The organism is Alkaliflexus imshenetskii DSM 15055 (genome assembly GCF_000517065.1).
Lineage (GTDB): Bacteria > Bacteroidota > Bacteroidia > Bacteroidales > Marinilabiliaceae > Alkaliflexus > Alkaliflexus imshenetskii.
This window is the reverse complement of record NZ_KI912105.1, coordinates 3280221-3296308: the sequence shown is the minus strand read 5'-3', so window position 1 is coordinate 3296308 and position 16088 is coordinate 3280221. Positions and strand designations below refer to the sequence as shown.

Annotated in this window: 13 protein-coding genes; 3 read left to right on the top strand and 10 right to left on the bottom strand. The window is 45.7% G+C overall.

Going from position 1 to position 16088, the window contains the following annotated elements; translation table 11 throughout:
* Positions 1–54 precede the first annotated feature (54 nt).
* The 7 genes from ALKIM_RS0113840 to ALKIM_RS0113810 form a co-directional block, all read right to left on the bottom strand.
* Positions 55–822, bottom strand: a complete 768-nt coding sequence (locus tag ALKIM_RS0113840) for a thiamine pyrophosphate-dependent enzyme (RefSeq protein WP_026475165.1) — start codon at positions 820–822, stop codon at positions 55–57.
* A 4-nt stretch (positions 823–826) separates the two neighbouring features.
* Positions 827–1909: a 3-methyl-2-oxobutanoate dehydrogenase subunit VorB gene (locus tag ALKIM_RS0113835; protein ID WP_026475164.1), complete on the bottom strand. Its 1083-nt coding sequence runs from the start codon at positions 1907–1909 to the stop codon at positions 827–829.
* A gap of 213 nt (positions 1910–2122) precedes the next feature.
* Positions 2123–2359 (bottom strand): 4Fe-4S dicluster domain-containing protein, encoded by a 237-nt coding sequence (locus ALKIM_RS0113830; RefSeq protein WP_026475163.1) that lies wholly within the window; start codon positions 2357–2359, stop codon positions 2123–2125.
* Between the two features lie 219 nt (positions 2360–2578).
* Positions 2579–3892, bottom strand: coding sequence for a pyridoxal phosphate-dependent aminotransferase (locus ALKIM_RS0113825; protein ID WP_026475162.1), 1314 nt, complete (start codon positions 3890–3892; stop codon positions 2579–2581).
* A gap of 102 nt (positions 3893–3994) precedes the next feature.
* Entirely contained in the window at positions 3995–5311 is a 1317-nt protein-coding gene (locus ALKIM_RS0113820; protein ID WP_026475161.1) for a phenylacetate--CoA ligase family protein, read from the bottom strand.
* A 72-nt stretch (positions 5312–5383) separates the two neighbouring features.
* Positions 5384–5809, bottom strand: coding sequence for an acetolactate synthase (locus tag ALKIM_RS0113815; RefSeq protein WP_026475160.1), 426 nt, complete (start codon positions 5807–5809; stop codon positions 5384–5386).
* Positions 5810–5905: 96 nt separating this feature from the next.
* Positions 5906–7966 (bottom strand): acetate--CoA ligase family protein, encoded by a 2061-nt coding sequence (locus ALKIM_RS0113810; protein WP_026475159.1) that lies wholly within the window; start codon positions 7964–7966, stop codon positions 5906–5908.
* Positions 7967–8269: 303 nt separating this feature from the next.
* Here ALKIM_RS0113810 and hydE point away from each other — a divergent pair, with 303 nt between their 5' ends.
* The 3 genes from hydE to pgl all read left to right on the top strand — a co-directional run bounded on the left by hydE (position 8270) and on the right by pgl (position 11981).
* On the top strand, positions 8270–9370 hold the full coding sequence (gene hydE / locus ALKIM_RS0113805; protein ID WP_026475158.1) for a [FeFe] hydrogenase H-cluster radical SAM maturase HydE: 1101 nt from the start codon (positions 8270–8272) through the stop codon (positions 9368–9370).
* Positions 9371–9573: 203 nt separating this feature from the next.
* Positions 9574–11100, top strand: a complete 1527-nt coding sequence (gene zwf, locus ALKIM_RS0113800; protein WP_026475157.1) for a glucose-6-phosphate dehydrogenase — start codon at positions 9574–9576, stop codon at positions 11098–11100.
* 170 nt (positions 11101–11270) lie between these two features.
* Positions 11271–11981 carry a 6-phosphogluconolactonase gene (pgl, locus tag ALKIM_RS0113795; protein WP_044117966.1) on the top strand — a complete coding sequence of 237 codons (711 nt, stop codon included), beginning with the start codon at positions 11271–11273 and terminating at the stop codon, positions 11979–11981.
* Here the strand turns inward: pgl and ALKIM_RS0113790 are convergent, their stop codons facing one another.
* The 3 genes from ALKIM_RS0113790 to hydG form a co-directional block, all read right to left on the bottom strand.
* On the bottom strand, positions 11982–13313 hold the full coding sequence (locus ALKIM_RS0113790) for a GH1 family beta-glucosidase (RefSeq protein ID WP_044117965.1): 1332 nt from the start codon (positions 13311–13313) through the stop codon (positions 11982–11984). It abuts the gene before it with no gap.
* Positions 13314–13376: 63 nt separating this feature from the next.
* Entirely contained in the window at positions 13377–14159 is a 783-nt protein-coding gene (locus tag ALKIM_RS0113785; protein WP_026475154.1) for a hypothetical protein, read from the bottom strand.
* A 353-nt stretch (positions 14160–14512) separates the two neighbouring features.
* Positions 14513–15946: a [FeFe] hydrogenase H-cluster radical SAM maturase HydG gene (gene hydG, locus ALKIM_RS0113780; protein WP_026475153.1), complete on the bottom strand. Its 1434-nt coding sequence runs from the start codon at positions 15944–15946 to the stop codon at positions 14513–14515.
* Positions 15947–16088: the final 142 nt, after the last annotated feature.

The following is a 16088-nucleotide window of genomic DNA, read 5'->3' as shown; positions in this document are numbered from 1 at the left end:
GGCAAATAAAAATCGCAGTTTGGTGCATTACCAGCCTCCGGTTCATTGCAAGCACTATTTGTCTTTCAGGTCACCCAGAGGATAATACGGAAACATATTCTCCTCCATCCATTTGTTAGACTGCACAGGCGTCAATTTCCAGCCGGAGCTACACGTGGAAACCACTTCGACAAACGATGTACCCTTATTCAGCTTCTGGTTTTCAAAAGCCTTAAAAAGTGCTTTTTTGGTTTTGCGCACTGCCGCTGCTGTGTGCACTGCCTGACGCGTCACGTAACAGGTTCCCGGCAGTTGAGCCACTATTTCGGTCATCTTCAAAGGATTTCCATCACGTGCCAAATCACGACCAAATGGGCTTGTTGAGGTATTCATCCCTTGCAGGGTTGTAGGAGCCATCTGACCCCCAGTCATACCATAAATGCCATTGTTGATAAAAATCATCACAATATTTTCGCCCCGGTTACAAGCGTGAATGGTTTCAGCTGTACCAATGGCGGCCAAATCTCCGTCACCCTGATAGGTAAAAACGTACCTGTCGGGGCGCAAACGTTTGATACCTGTGCCAACAGCCGGCGCACGACCATGCGCAGCTTCGTGCCAATCCACATCAATGTAGTTATAGAGCAGTACCGAACACCCCACAGGCGTAACACCTATGGTTTCATTCTGAATACCAAGCTCCTCAATCACCTCGGCAATTAAGCGGTTAACTACGCCGTGGCTACATCCGGGACAATAATGCATTACCCGGTCGGTTAGCAGGCTGCTTTTCTGATAAACCAGATTTTCCGGCTTAATAATATCCTTTATTTCTATTGACATCGCGTTATCCTCCAATGATTTTTTTCTCCAGCGCTTCCACCACTTCCTCGGGTGAATGAACCATGCCTCCCATGCGGCCGTAGTGCTCAACTTTAACTTTTCCGTTAACTGCCAGACGCACATCCTCTACCATCTGTCCGGCGCTCAACTCAACAGATAAAATTCCTTTAACCTGCCCGGCCAATTCGGCAATTTGTTTGGTTGGAAACGGGAAAAGCGTAATTGGCCGCAACAAACCGGCCTTAATTCCTTTGGCACGAAGCAGCTGAACCGATTTTTGGCAGATGCGGGCACTTGAGCCATAAGCAACCAGAAGATACTCGGCATCGTCACATTCGAAAGTTTCGAAGCGAACCTCCTCCTGCTCCATCTTTCTGTATTTTGCCTGGAGTTTTTTGTTAAAGGTTTCAAAGGCCAACGGATCCAGTTCCACCGATGTGATTATATTTCTTTCTCGCGCAGCGGACTTTCCAGTTGTAGACCAAGGACTTAACTGCTCAATTTCCTCGTTGGTCCACCGCGGCTTAAATGGCTTCATCTCAACCTTTTCCATCATCTGACCAATCATTCCGTCGGTCAATATCATAGCCGGATTGCGGTATTTAAAGGCAAGGTCGAAGGCAAGCTCAACAAAGTCGGCCATCTCTTGTACGGATGAAGGCGCCAGAACAATCAGGTTATAATCGCCATGGCCTCCGCCTTTGGTCGACTGAAAATAGTCGGACTGTGCAGGCTGAATGGTACCCAAACCAGGGCCACCCCTAACCACGTTAACCACAACACATGGCAACTCAGCTCCTGCAAGGTAGGTAAGCCCCTCCTGCATAAGACTAACACCGGGACTGGAAGATGTGGTCATCACTTTTTTACCACATCCGGCACCACCATACACCATGTTGATGGAAGCAATTTCGCTTTCAGCCTGTAACACAACCATGCCAGTGGTTTCCCATGGACGCAAAAGCATAAGGGTCTCCATTATTTCTGACTGTGGCGTTATGGGATAGCCAAAATAACCATCCACGCCACATCTGATGGCAGCTTCGGCTATGGCTTCATTGCCTTTCATTAACCTGACTTCTTTCATAAAATATATGTTTTTTCTCAAAATCTATAATGCCTATCAATGACAGGTTTCAATCGGAATCAATCATTTGTCATCAAACTGCTGCTATCACATTCGGATACAAGATAGAATGCGCATACTATCTAACTGCCATTCAATTCTTAATTTGATTTATGACCATGAAGAAAAGATGCTGAGAGCCTAATTAAATTGAATTGTTAAGTACTCTGTGAATCAGACAGCAGCTTCGGCCTTTACCCTGTAAACTGTGATACAGCTATCGGGACAAACCATCGCACAGTTGGCACATCCGGTGCAGGCATCGGGGTTTTTCATGTATGCATAGTTATATCCTTTTGCATTGACATCAACGGCCAACTCAATTACATCGGTGGGACATGCCACCACACAAAGGGAACAGCCTTTACAGGTTACTGTATCCACAACAATTGCGCCTCTGACTTTTGCCATATATTATTGTTTTTAGTATCAATTTCAAACCAGAATTTGACTTTCCATGCCTGATAATATATCGATTACCAAACCATTATCTTTACGAATTTAATCATAATCCGCAAATTGACCATATTTTATATCACTGAAAATCCGCACCAATAATGCCAAAGCACAAGGTTTCAAATCGTAACCGTTAATTCACACAGTGCGTTTTTGGGCTAATTTTTAAACATTCTATATTTGAGCGTGAGCAAACAAACGAATTCGACTTTCGAGATCTGCCAATCGCTCATCGGTGGCCTGAGATACACAGATGCGAAGCCCTTCGTTTCGAGTGCTACCTGTAGTATCAAGGGTGATGGCGCTAATTCCGAAGCGTATCAATTCACTCAACAGCTCCTCACCGCTCATGCCCGGGTATGAAATGGTAAAATAAAAGCCATCTGCCAGCTCTTGGGCCTCATCCCGGTCGTAAACCAGTTGAAAACCGTTATCAACAAAAATCTGCTTCATTACTTTGGCTCTACGCCCGTATTCGCTTACCACCTCAACAAAATCGTAGTCGCCATCGTTAACGGCTTTCAATATTGCAGCAAACCCGAGCTGTGGCGTATGAGCAGTTCCGGCCGATATGCAATACATGGCATCCTGCAATATGGCATTCCCAAATTTATCGGTATTGAAATAGTTGAGCAGGTTTGGATAGTGCGTATGAAAAAGCTGATCAGAAATCAGCATGGCACCAATGCGCTGTCCGGCATAGCTAAACACCTTTGAACTCGAAAAAAGCAATATGTAGTTTTTGGTATAATGCGCTACAGATGCCTGGTATGGAGGCAGTCCCGGCTTACCAAAGTCTTGTCTGAAATCCATCCCAAAATAGGCAAGATCCTCCAGCACAATCACCCCATTCTTATCAGCAAGTTCCCCAATAATTTTCAGCTCCTTGTTGGTGAAGCAAATCCATGCCGGATTATTTGGATTGGAGTATAAAAATGTGCTGATGTTTCCCTTCTCAAGATAGGATTCCAATTTAGCCCTCAGCTTGTCACCTCTGTACTCAAAAATGTCAAAGCTCTCATACTTCATGCCCAATATAGAGGGCTGGCGCTTATGAACCGGAAAGCCTGGATCGATAAAAAGTGTGGTGTCCTTTGCCGGGTCGCGACGGTTGGCAACCAAAAAAGCCAGGAACGAGGATTGCATGGAGCCAACAGTGGGAATACACCCTTCCGGGGCAATATCCACATTCATAAACAGCTGCGCAAAACGGGAAAGCTCCTTCTTGAGAGGTTGAATACCTTCAATTGGTGGATATACAGAAGCCGCTCCCTTTGTGAGCCCTGTAATTTCGGCATCAATGGCCAGTGATGGTGCAGGCAAACCTGGCACACCCATTTCGGTACGTACAAACTGAACGTCATACATCTCCTGAAGCCGATTCACAAGGTGTACAATCTGTCGGATGGTGGCCTGCGCCAGCGATTTAATACCCAGTTCTGTCCGTATTTGAAGAATAACTTGCTGATCTATTGGAAATGGATTCATCAATTTTGAGTTTGGTAGTAATTAAGAAATACGCCGATAGGCCAAACAAATAAACTTTCAACCTAAAGGGCTGAAATAAAAATTTGCCTGACACCACAAAAATTAACTCCAGACAGCCGGACGCTTGTCAATTACCCGTTTTGCCTTACCTTCGCTACGTTCAATGGTTTTAGGTTCCACCAGTTTCACCGAGACAGAGAGGCCGGTGGCACTCTCCACATGGTTCTGTATTTTCATGCGTAACTTCTGAAGGTCGCTGATTGTATCCTGATAAAACCGATCTTCCACCTCCACATGCAACTCTAAAGAATCCAGGTTATTAACGCGGTCAACCACGAGCAGGTAGTGTGGTGTGGTTTCGTCCATCCCGAGCAGAACACTCTCAATTTGAGAAGGAAAGAGATTAACTCCCCGGATAATCAACATGTCGTCGCTTCGTCCGGTGCATTTGTTCATCCTGACCAATGTTCGGCCACAGGCACAAGTTCCAAAATTAAGCCGTGTTAAATCGCGCGTGCGGTAACGTATTATCGGCAATCCCTCTTTGGTTACGGTAGTGAAAACCAACTCGCCCAATTCACCTTCGGGTAATACTTCAAGGGTTTCCGGATCGATAATCTCCGGAATAAAGTGATCTTCATTGATATGTAATCCACACTGATGAGGACATTCAAAAGAGACACCTGGGCCAATGATTTCACTCAATCCATAAATATCGATGGCACGTATTTGAAGTTTTTTCTCTATCTCACGGCGCATGTTTTCAGTCCACGGCTCGGCACCAAACACCCCAATCCTCAACTTAAGTTCTTTTCGATCGATGCCGCTTTCCTCAATAGCTTCGGCCAGATAAGCCGCGTATGAAGGGGTACATGCCAGCACAGTACTTCCAAAATCCTGCATAAGCTGCAACTGCCGTTTGGTATTGCCACCCGAAATTGGAATAACGGAAGCCCCTATTTTTTCGCCGCCATAGTGCAAGCCCAATCCACCTGTAAACAATCCATAGCCATAAGCAATCTGAATGAAATCTTCCTTTCCGGCACCGGCTCCGGTGAGGGTTCGTGCCATCACTTCTGACCACACGCCAATATCACGTCTGGAATATCCCACCACAGTAGGTTTACCTGTTGTACCTGATGAGGCATGTATGCGAATGATCTCACTCATGGGAACGGCAAAAAGTCCGTATGGGTAGTTGTCGCGAAGATCTTGTTTGGTGGTAAAAGGGAGTTTACTTAAATCATCGATAGACTGTATGTGTTCAGGGCCGATGCCGGCAGCCTGCATTTTGGCACGATAGGAAGGCACATTGTAATAAACCCGCTCAACTACATCGCGAAGGCGTTCACTTTGAACTTCACGCATTTGCTCCCGCGACATGGTTTCAAAATGTGGATTCCAGATAGACTTATTCATTCAGGTTTAGTTTTGAGAGTGTTAAGAATATGATCCGGCAGATACCAGATAGAAAAACAGAATATAAGCAGGCTAAAACTTATATAAATCGTTGGCAGAAATCAGCTCCATTTCATGACGTTGCAGTTCCATTATGGCCTTTTCCACATTGTCGCTTCGAAGGGCAATAAATGATTTTTCACCAACAGAAAATCCATAGAGATACTCGATGCTGATATTTGTATCGGAAAGTACTTTTAAGGTGCGAGCCAGAGCGCCGGGTGTGTTTGGCGTCACAAACGAAATCACCTCACTTATGTTAACTGAAAAACGCTTCTCTTTAAGAATGTCTCTGGCTTTTTCGGGTTCAGAAACAATCATCCGAAGAATGCCGAACTCAGAAGTATCTGCTACGCTACAGGCCGAGACGTTGATATTTGAAGCGCCCAGAACATCAAACACTTCGTGCAAACGTCCGGATTTATTCTCAAGAAAAACGGACAACTGTTTAATTATCATGGTTTTATGTTTTTTGAGTTAGAATCATGCAAAATACAAACATTAACATCCATCAAAAAACATCAAAATATGTTATAAAACACACGCAGACCCAACTTATCGCTCAATTAGGATACGGGCATCCACAACCCGAACATCATCCGCATTACCAATCAGCGGGTTAAGGTCGAGCTCTTTAATTTCAACAGCAAAACGCAACAGTGTTGACAATCGCACAATAATCTCTACAAACCGCTGTTCATTTATCCCCTGCTTACCTCTCATGCCCTGAATAATTGGATAACTTTTGAGACTCTGCACCATAGAATGCGCTTCGTTAAAAGTGAGCGGTGCCAAACCATGGGATAAATCGCCCAAAGCTTCAACAAAAATACCGCCAAGTCCGCACAGGATAACATGACCGAAGCGTGGCTCATACTTGGCGCCAATAAATAGTTCCATGCCGGTTATCATACGCTGAATCAGGACAGAATCCACACCTTTTATCCTTTTCATGCGACGAAACTCGGCCATCAGGTGGGCATCCGATTTTATGTTTAGCGTTACGCCGCCCACATCCGATTTATGAACCGGCCCAATAACCTTCATGGCCAGCGGATATCCCATTTTGCGAGCCAGCCGAAGTGCCTGTCGCCGGGTGGAGACAACACCCTCATCCACCATCGGAATGCCGGCAGCCTTGAGCAAGTTGTTAACGATATCTGGGCTTTGAAATCCGTCCGGTGCGGCCTCAATTATTTCACGTATCTTTTGAATATCGATACCCTCCATGAAAATATCATCCCCTGCAGGTGGCGGAGTCTGATGAACTTTTGTGAGCGCTCGGCCCAGTGTGACTTCATCCGGAAAATTGATGTGTCCCTTTGCCAAAAAAAACGCCACCTCATTTTGCGCACTGCTCACCGACGGCAATATGGGGTAAACAGGTTTACTGCACTCCATCATTTTTTCATGTATCATTTCATAGGCATCGTACACACGTGTTAAGCCTGTACTTCCAAAAATGACAATCATGCCATGAATGTGATCCATACGTTGATCACAATAGGTGATTACATCACCAAGCTGGCTGGCGGTTCCTGTGGCGAGAATATCCACCGGATTGGACGCCGAGGAGCCCGGGTTGAGCATCGCAAGTAAAGTGTCGTGGTCAGCCCCCTCAATTTGAGGAATGCTAAGTCCACCGTGCGACAGGGCATCTGTAAGCATCACGCCTGGACCTCCTGCCTGGGTTATGATGGCCAGATTCTTACCCGTAAGCGCCTTGTACATAAAAACCGACGCCACCGTGGTAAGCTCCTCGCGCCCGAAACACCGCACAATTCCAGCTTTTCGGAAGAGGGCTTCAACAGCCGAGTCGGAACTTGCCATAGCACCTGTGTGCGAGGAGGTGGCCCGCTTGCCGGCTTCGGTAACACCCGATTTGATGGCTGCAATCTTACACCCCTTGCGTATGAGTGATGAGGCATGTTTCAACAGTTTGTCGGGATCTTTAATATTCTCGACATATATAAGTTTGATGCGGGAACTGACACCCTCCTGATAGGATTCGTCCCAATATTGCAAAACCTCCTCAATGCCATTTTGAGCGCTATTGCCTACTGTTATAAGTGAAGCAAAAGTAAGCCCTTTGGGCAATGCCGACTCGAGAATAAAAACAGCTGTGGCACCTGAGCCAGAGACAAAATCGCATCCTTTGGCGTTCAGCTTGGGCACCGGGGCGGTAAATACGCCATTGTAGCGCGGGGTGATGACACCAATGCAGTTTGGCCCAACCAATGATGCACCAACTTTATCAGCCGCTAAACGCAACGCATCCTCTAACTGTGCACCTTCGTGGCCCTCTTCGCTAAAACCGGCTGAAATAACAATAAATGCCTTTACAGACTTAAGTTGACCCAAATCCTCAACGAGCTTCGGACAAAACCTTGCTGCCACGGCCAGAATTGCAAGATCTACATCACCGGGCAACTCATCTACCGATGAATAAGCGGCAACACCCTGCACTTTGCTGCTGCCAGGATTTATCACATACAAATCGCCATCATAGCCTCCATCAAGTATATTCCTGACAATTTTACCTCCCGGCTTGGTCACATTCTCTGAACCACCTACCACCACTATGCTGCGGGGCGACAACAATGCATCATTTATCATTATTGAGTTTTTATCTGTTTGAATTTAAGGAAGCACCATTGATTATACACCCAAAATAGTAAGTGTTAGCATTAATTATGTGCACTTAACGAAGATGTCAATCCAGATTACGAAAAGATCTCATGACATTTCTGAGCAGTCTCTAGATCAAAATTACGCCTTTTGATTGAATTCAGAATTGAGAATTGTCAGTTATTCGATACAAGGTAATCAGAATTGACCCATTTCTGCGAAGCACAAAGCTTCGCGACGGGGTAATCACAACTCAATCATTTTTTCCTACATTTACGGTAAAAAACCAGCGTGAAAGAATTGATTGACGATATCATCCATAAAGGAAGTTTATCCCCCGACAAAATATGCCAGCTGTTGTCGGCCACCGGTTCGGAGCAAAAGGAGCTTCACCGTGCAGCCAACAACGTTGCAGTGACATACCGTGGGAATATCGTCTATTATCGCGGGCTGATAGAGTTCTCTAACATCTGCATTAAAAACTGTTACTATTGCGGCATCAGAAAAGAAAATAAGGATGTTGTGCGATATGATGTTGATGAGGCAGAGATATTGGCTGCCGCCCGATACGCCCTGAAAAACCGGTTTGGCTCAGTGGTTTTGCAATCGGGTGAAAGAACCGATACTGCTTTTGTGGAGAAGATTAACCGCCTAATAACCAAAATAAAGGAAGAGAGTAACGGAAGACTCGGAATCACCCTTTCGCTGGGTGAACAGACTGAAGCAACTTACCAACGCTGGTTTAACAGCGGGGCTCACCGTTACCTGCTAAGAATTGAAACTTCGGATGCCCGTTTGTATCAATCACTACATCCTGATGATGAACTTCACCGTTTTTCGAATCGTCTGGATGCATTGAATAACCTGAAAAAAATCGGATATCAAACCGGCACAGGTGTGATGATTGGATTGCCCGGACAAACCCTGGCAAATTTGGCGGACGATTTGCTCTATATAAAGAACACAGATGTGGACATGGTGGGAATGGGGCCTTATATTGAGCATGACAACACACCGCTAACAGCACAAAAAAAACACCTTTGGCCATTAGAAGTAAGATTTAACACAGCATTGAATATGGTGGCAGTGCTGCGATTAATGATGCCCGACATCAACATTGCCGCTGCCACAGCCTTGCAGGCCATTGACCCAATGGGAAGAGAAAAGGCGCTGAAAGCCGGCGCCAACATCATCATGCCAAACATTACACCAACAGAGAATAGAAAGCACTATCTGCTCTACGACAATAAGCCGTGCACCGATGAGTCGGCAGATGACTGCCTCTCATGCCTAAACATGCGAATTTCATTGGTTGGAAAAGAGACCGGCTGGGACGAATGGGGCGACTCACCCCATTACTTTAAAAGATGTGAAAAAAGCCCGCCACATTGAACCTTAGAGCAGCTTGTGGTGTTCAGATTTGGTAACCATAAAACCATATCCAAAGATTTAGGAAACAGAGTACCATTTCAGTTTTCATGCTGAAAGATTAAAACAACAAAATTTAAATAAACCAGGTAATTGAGTAAGCATTCTAACAACAGTAAGGTGCCAATGCCCGGTTTATTGTACCATCGAAAAACAATGAATAAAATATGAAAAAGCCTAAAAATCATATATTGGTTATTTTTGGCGCATCGGGCGACTTAACCTATCGGAAATTAATCCCTTCAGTCTTTGACCTATACACACAGAATCTGCTGCCGGACAATTTTGGCGTGCTGGGACTTGGACGCACTCAGATGGAGAATGAAGCCTTTCGGAAAAAGATGGTGGAAGGCATCGATAAATTTGCCAGCACCAAAGCCAAAAACGCAGAAGACAAAGAGACATTTCTGAGTAAACTATACTATTACGGTTTCAATACAAAGGAGGCTGCTGAATACAAAGGCTTTGCCGAAGAGTTGCAGCGACTCGACAGCGAACTTAAAACTGAAAACAACTTTATCTTCTATCTGGCCACACCGCCAAACATGTACTCCATCATTCCAAAACAACTCGCAGCCAATGGGTTGAGCGATGAACATGTTGGCTTTAAGCGTTTGATAGTGGAAAAACCCTTTGGTTATGATCTGGAAACTGCCAAAGAACTCAATGAAACACTTCTGAAAGAGTTCAGAGAGGAACAGATATACCGAATAGACCACTATCTGGGAAAAGAGACGGTGCAAAACCTGTTGGTGACAAGGTTCTCCAACGGCATTTTTGAGCCGCTCTGGAACCGAAACTATGTGCACCATGTAGAAATTACCTCATCGGAAGACATTGGCGTGGGAAGTCGTGGTGGTTACTACGAAGGCTCCGGTGCCATGCGCGACATGGTGCAGAATCACCTTCTGCTGCTGGCATCTCTGGTAGCCATGGAACCCCCTGCACTTATCAACGCCGACAGCATCCGTAACGAAATTGTGAAAGTGCTCCAGTCGCTTCGGCCAATTCCCAAAGAAAAGGTGGAAGAGTTTGTCATTCGTGGCCAATATACCGCATCTGAAATTAAGGGAAAACAATACAAAGCCTATCGCGAAGAGGAAGGGGTTAATCCCAAATCGCGCACTGAGACTTTCGTAGCAATGAAATTCTTTATCGACAACTGGCGATGGGCCGGTGTGCCATTTTATATCCGTACAGGGAAAAGCCTTCCAACACGGGTAACGGAAATCGTCATCCACTTCAATGCCACGCCGCACCACTTGTTTATGAATGAGAAGTCCATCATGCGGCAGCAAAACCAGTTGGTTATCCGCATACAGCCTGACGAAGGGCTGCTGCTCAAATTCGGCATGAAGCTACCCGGAGCCGGTTTCAACGTGAAGGATGTCAACATGGATTTTCACTACTCGGAGCTGAACAACACTTATTTACCGAGTGCCTACGAACGGCTTTTGCTTGATGCCATGCTGGGCGATGCCACCCTCTACTCGCGCGGCGATGCCGTGGAGGCTGCCTGGAAATTTGTGGATCCCATCCTGAAAGCGTGGAAAGAACAGCCATGCATCAAAGTGCACGGTTATCCGGCCGGCACCTGGGGTCCCGATGTGTCGGATAAGTTGATAGAAGGCATACAAACCTGGCGCTACCCATGCAAAAACCTCGTGGGTGATGGCGAGTATTGTGAACTATAAAAGATAGATGGGAGATGATTAGATGTTAGATAATTAGATGGATAGATAAGACTTTTTAGAAATTAAATTCTTAAAAATTAATCCTATCTATCTTTCTATCCATCTTATATCTAATCATCTCATATCTAATCATCTAAACCAACAGTGTTACAACAATTAAAAAACGACTCATGAAACCTCAGATAAAAATCTTCTCAGACAAGACAGACTTATCCCGATTTTTTGGCGACATACTTGAAAAAGAGAGTAACGAAAAAGATACGGTCACGATAGCCCTCTCGGGCGGCAGCACCCCAAAAGCCATTTTCGACACATTGGCTGCCGAATACCAAAACCGCATAAAATGGGAAAAACTGCGCTTTTTTTGGGGCGATGAGCGGTGTGTTAAGCCCGACGACGCCGAAAGCAACTACGGCATGACACGCACGCATCTGTTTGACAAAGTGCCCATATCAGAATCCAATGTGTTCAGAGTTAAAGGCGAACTAAGCCCCGACGAAGCCGCATCAGACTATGAAACCATTATTCTTGGCGAATTGCCCAAAGAGAATGGCTGGCCTCAGTTCGACCTGATGATACTCGGCATGGGCGACGATGGCCATACTGCGTCAATTTTCCCCTATCAGATAGATTTGTGGGATTCGGAAAATATATGCGAAGTGGCTACCCATCCCGATTCGGGACAAAAAAGGGTCACTCTAACTGGCAATGTGATTAACAATGCCAAACAAATCATCTTTTTGGTAACTGCAAAAAATAAGGCCGATAAAGCCCACGAAATCATTAACGAGAAAGGCCATTTTAAAACCTACCCGGCCAGTCTGGTCAATAAAAAAAGCTCACTCTGGATGATGGATGAAGATGCCGCTGCCCTGTTATAATCAGGTAAGGAGATCGCGAAACCATTTTCCGGAAGATTTTATCGTGCGTTTTTGAGTTTTGAAATCCACATGCACCAGCCCGAATTTGGGTGTATAGCCATCGCTCCACTCAAAATTATCCACGAGCGTCCAGGCAAAATAGCCACTGACAGGCACACCCTTTTTTTTGGCTTTTAGCACTTGCTTCAACGTCTTTTCGTGATACTTGCGGCGAGGTGCATCGTTGATATTATCGCCTCTCACGAAATCGGGAAAACAGACGCCACTTTCGGTCACAATAAGGTTGCGGATTTGCGGATAGGATGCAAAGAAATCCAAAATTCGCGACATCCCTTTTGGGTAGACCTCCATGCCCATTTCGTTCATGGTAACGGGGCGTATCCCGGCCGGCACTTCAGTGGCAAAGAGCACTGGCGGATTGAGGCTAAACTGCGCCACAATACGGAAATAGTATTGCACACCAATAAAATCAAAGTCGAAAGCCAAACGCTCCTCATCACCAGGTTCAAAAAAGGTGCGTATCACATTCAGGGCAGGCATCACATCCGTTGGATAGCCCATTCCAAGCAGCGGCTCAAGAAAGAAGCGGTTGAGAAGCCCCTCCATCCGCTTGGCAGCGCGGCGGTGCATAAAAAAGCGGCTTACCGGCTTCACATAAGAGCAGGAGAGCGCCACACCAACCAGACAATTCTCCACATTGGCACGCACAATGCGGCCTCCCTGAGCCATACAAAGAGTGGCATGATGCGCTGCTCTTAAGAAATTGCCGATACCCTTGCGACCCGGCGCATGATAACCCATAAAATAGCCCAGACCGGTGAAACTCATGGGCTCATTCATCACAATCCAATACTTAACCCTGTCGCCAAACGCCCGGGTGCAAACATCTGTATAAGTCGAAAACCAGCTTATTATTTCCCTGTTGGTCCATCCTCCTTTCTCTTCAAGAGGCTGTGGCAAATCCCAATGGTAAATGGTCACCCACGGCTCCATGCCATTTTTTATGCAGGCATCAATCACATTGTTGTAGAAGCGTATCCCCTTCATATTAACCTTACCTACGCCATCGGGAAGTATGCGCGACCATGACAATGAAAAGCGAAACACGCGAAACCCCATAGAGAGCGCCAACTCAATGTCTTCGGCATAGCGGTGATAGAAATCAGAAGTATCTCCCGGAACAGAACCATCCTTCACATTTCCTGGCTCTTTCGTAAAATCATCCCAAATAGAAGGGCCTTTGCCATCCGTATCGGCAGCGCCCTCATTCTGAAAGGCGCTGATGGTTACCCCCCATTTAAAATCTGCACCAAAATCTTTCCGCTTAATCATTAAAAAAATGTTATTAAGCCGGCAAACTTAGGCACTACCCATAAACTAAAGGTTAAGTTAACATCAATAAAGTTTAAACTTCATCCCCACACGGAAGAAATTAAACTTTGTGGAATCGAAGTAGTTTTGCCAAGTGTAGCCCACCATGGGACACAACCGGAATGAACCCAGCATGGCCACCTGATAATCGGCCTCCAGATTAAACTCCTGTCTGAAACGTTCGTCGAGTGATGTCATCTGACTCCACCGATAACCACCCTGTACCGCACCATCTCCATTGAAGAGATTCAGTTCCACACCTGCACTCTGCTCAAAATAGGTTTTAGAAGGGCTCCATAGGTGCGTGAAACCAATACCGTACTCCAATTTCACATTCTGGATGGGCAATCGCACCATCAGTACCTGCCAGTCGACCATTTGCATATTTCCCGTTACATCATTCACATGCACCATGCGCAAATCGCTGGCAAATACACCCCAGTTTCCACGTAAGGAGGGAACAGTGGTAAACGCGTTGGATTTGTAATCGTAACCCGAAGAGAGAGCCGCCTGAAAAGAGACCAACTCAGGCCGGTCGGCCTTCTGCTGAAGCGTGTAACTCTGACCGTAATACACACCTTTGAAAGCTCCGGTTAGGGCGTGATAAAACAACTCAAATACGATGAAATCAAAACATCCATCGTCGTCATCAGAAAAAGAAGATGATGAGCCTGATTTTGAGCCTGAACTACCACGAGTGCCCGAAGTTGATTTATCCTTTGCTGCTTTCTGACGCACATCACGAACTTGCGAAACAGCAGAAAACACCGTTAAAAGGAAGCACAGCGTAAACAATATTTTTTTCATGGATTGAGGGTTTAATAGAGTCTGCGAAATTCCAAAAAACATGCCACACCAGAAACGGTAAATGGAAATATCAGAAAGTATGTTTCTTCCTTTTGTTGGCGGAACGGAGGTTAAGTGAAAACTACTTTTACAGATTACACTGTCAGTGCAATTTGAATGTGAGAAAAAGTAATTCACTAAAACCAGAATCTATGCAAAACTTACAGGAGAAGTAATTGAGATGTCAAAAATGCTGGTTGATATCTAAACGAACTTACAAATCTCATCTGTCCCTCTAAAAATCTAACATCTCACCATCTCTAATTCCTTAGTCCGGAACTCTGTTTCAATTCGTCGTCCACATGTTTTGGAAACTAAAAATAGAGGTCGCGCTCACCATTGCGGATGCGTTCAAGCCGCTCCTCCAGCTTGTTTTTAAATGTCTCATCCGTATAATGTTCCAGCGTATCTGAAATAAGCCGGTAACCTTTCTGCTTGTCATCCGGGGTAGCATAATCTTCAAGATATTCGGCCAGGGTGAGCATGGCGTTGGGCTGGCAAAACCGCTTAATAAAGCCGGGGACTGAGAATTCCATGAAATGCTCGCCGGTTCGGTTCAGGCGGTAGCAAGCCGTACAAAACGATGGGATATACTCCTTACGGATAAGTTCGGCCATCACCTCTCTCAGGCTTCGATTGTCGTTAATTTCGAACTGCTCCGCATCCAAGTCCTGTGGTTTGCCTGCGAGCGTATAGCCCTTCATCTCGATATTTGTGCCACCATCAATTTGAGAAACACCAAACTGTAGCACTTCGTCGCGTATGTGAGCGGGTTCGCGCGCAGTAAGAATCATGCCGGTGTAAGGCACTGCCAGTCGCAGAATGGCCACCAGCTTGGTAAAGTCGTCATCGCTCACCTCATATTTTGGATTGATGGTGTATCCGGAGGCTTTTTTGATACGAGGGAATGAGATGGTGTGCGGGCCCACGTTATACACCGCTTCAAAATGATTCACGTGCCTCACAAGCCCCAGCACCTCAAACCGCCAATCGTAGAGCCCCAGCAGCGCACCTATTCCCACATCGTCAATGCCTGCCTCCTGAGCACGGTCAAGAGCCGTAAGTCGCCAGTTATAATCACGCTTTTTACCGCCCATATGCACCTGTTTGTACATTTCGGGATGGTAAGTCTCTTGAAACACCTGGTATGTTCCAATTCCGGCCGCTTTAACCACTTTAAAACCATCCACATCAAAAGGCGCTGCATTGATGTTTACACGGCGTATTTCGCCATGGTTTTTCTTTACGCCGTACACGGTGCGCACGGCTTCGGCAATAAACTCCGGAGAATAGTCCGGATGCTCACCAAAAACAAGGATTAGCCGTTTGTGACCAGCCTCTTCGAGGGCAGTCACCTGTGCCACAATTTCATCGTGATTCAGCGTGGTGCGCAGCTGATTGGAGTTGCCTGTCCTGAAGCCACAATAAGCACAATTATTGGTACAGAAATTTCCGATATAAAGTGGGGCGAAAAGTACTATTCGGCGGCCATAAACAAGCTCTTTCAGGTTTCGGGCGCCATCTTTTATCTCTTCCACCAAATCGGGGTCGGTGGTATTTATTAAAACCGCCGTCTCCTCCAGAGACAATCGCTGTTTGCTTAACGATTTGGCTATCACCTGCCGCACACGATTGGGCGATGGATTTGCGGTAGAATGAATGTATCCCCAAATTTCATCCGCATCGAGAAACGGCTGACCGGGAAGATCTTCAATCTTATATCGTTGCGGATTATAAATCATTGACATGGTAACAAATTTTCAGATTGAAAACAATCGCATTAGTAAAGTTAGCAAGCATTGGCAGACTTACACAAAGAGATTAAGGAAAAATAGCCACACGATGTAAAAAAGATGAAACAAAGCTGACTGTGTTGAATCTGAGATTCCA

Coding starts and splice junctions, on each gene's coding strand:
- zwf (WP_026475157.1), top strand. CDS start 9,574: ATGAAAAAGCCTAAAAATCATATATTGGTTATTTTTGGCGCATCGGGC.
- ALKIM_RS0113785 (WP_026475154.1), bottom strand. CDS start 14,159: ATGAAAAAAATATTGTTTACGCTGTGCTTCCTTTTAACGGTGTTTTCT.
- ALKIM_RS0113830 (WP_026475163.1), bottom strand. CDS start 2,359: ATGGCAAAAGTCAGAGGCGCAATTGTTGTGGATACAGTAACCTGTAAA.
- ALKIM_RS0113820 (WP_026475161.1), bottom strand. CDS start 5,311: ATGAATAAGTCTATCTGGAATCCACATTTTGAAACCATGTCGCGGGAG.
- ALKIM_RS0113825 (WP_026475162.1), bottom strand. CDS start 3,892: ATGAATCCATTTCCAATAGATCAGCAAGTTATTCTTCAAATACGGACA.
- ALKIM_RS0113835 (WP_026475164.1), bottom strand. CDS start 1,909: ATGAAAGAAGTCAGGTTAATGAAAGGCAATGAAGCCATAGCCGAAGCT.
- ALKIM_RS0113790 (WP_044117965.1), bottom strand. CDS start 13,313: ATGATTAAGCGGAAAGATTTTGGTGCAGATTTTAAATGGGGGGTAACC.
- ALKIM_RS0113810 (WP_026475159.1), bottom strand. CDS start 7,966: ATGATAAATGATGCATTGTTGTCGCCCCGCAGCATAGTGGTGGTAGGT.
- ALKIM_RS0113815 (WP_026475160.1), bottom strand. CDS start 5,809: ATGATAATTAAACAGTTGTCCGTTTTTCTTGAGAATAAATCCGGACGT.
- ALKIM_RS0113840 (WP_026475165.1), bottom strand. CDS start 822: ATGTCAATAGAAATAAAGGATATTATTAAGCCGGAAAATCTGGTTTAT.
- hydG (WP_026475153.1), bottom strand. CDS start 15,946: ATGTCAATGATTTATAATCCGCAACGATATAAGATTGAAGATCTTCCC.
- pgl (WP_044117966.1), top strand. CDS start 11,271: ATGAAACCTCAGATAAAAATCTTCTCAGACAAGACAGACTTATCCCGA.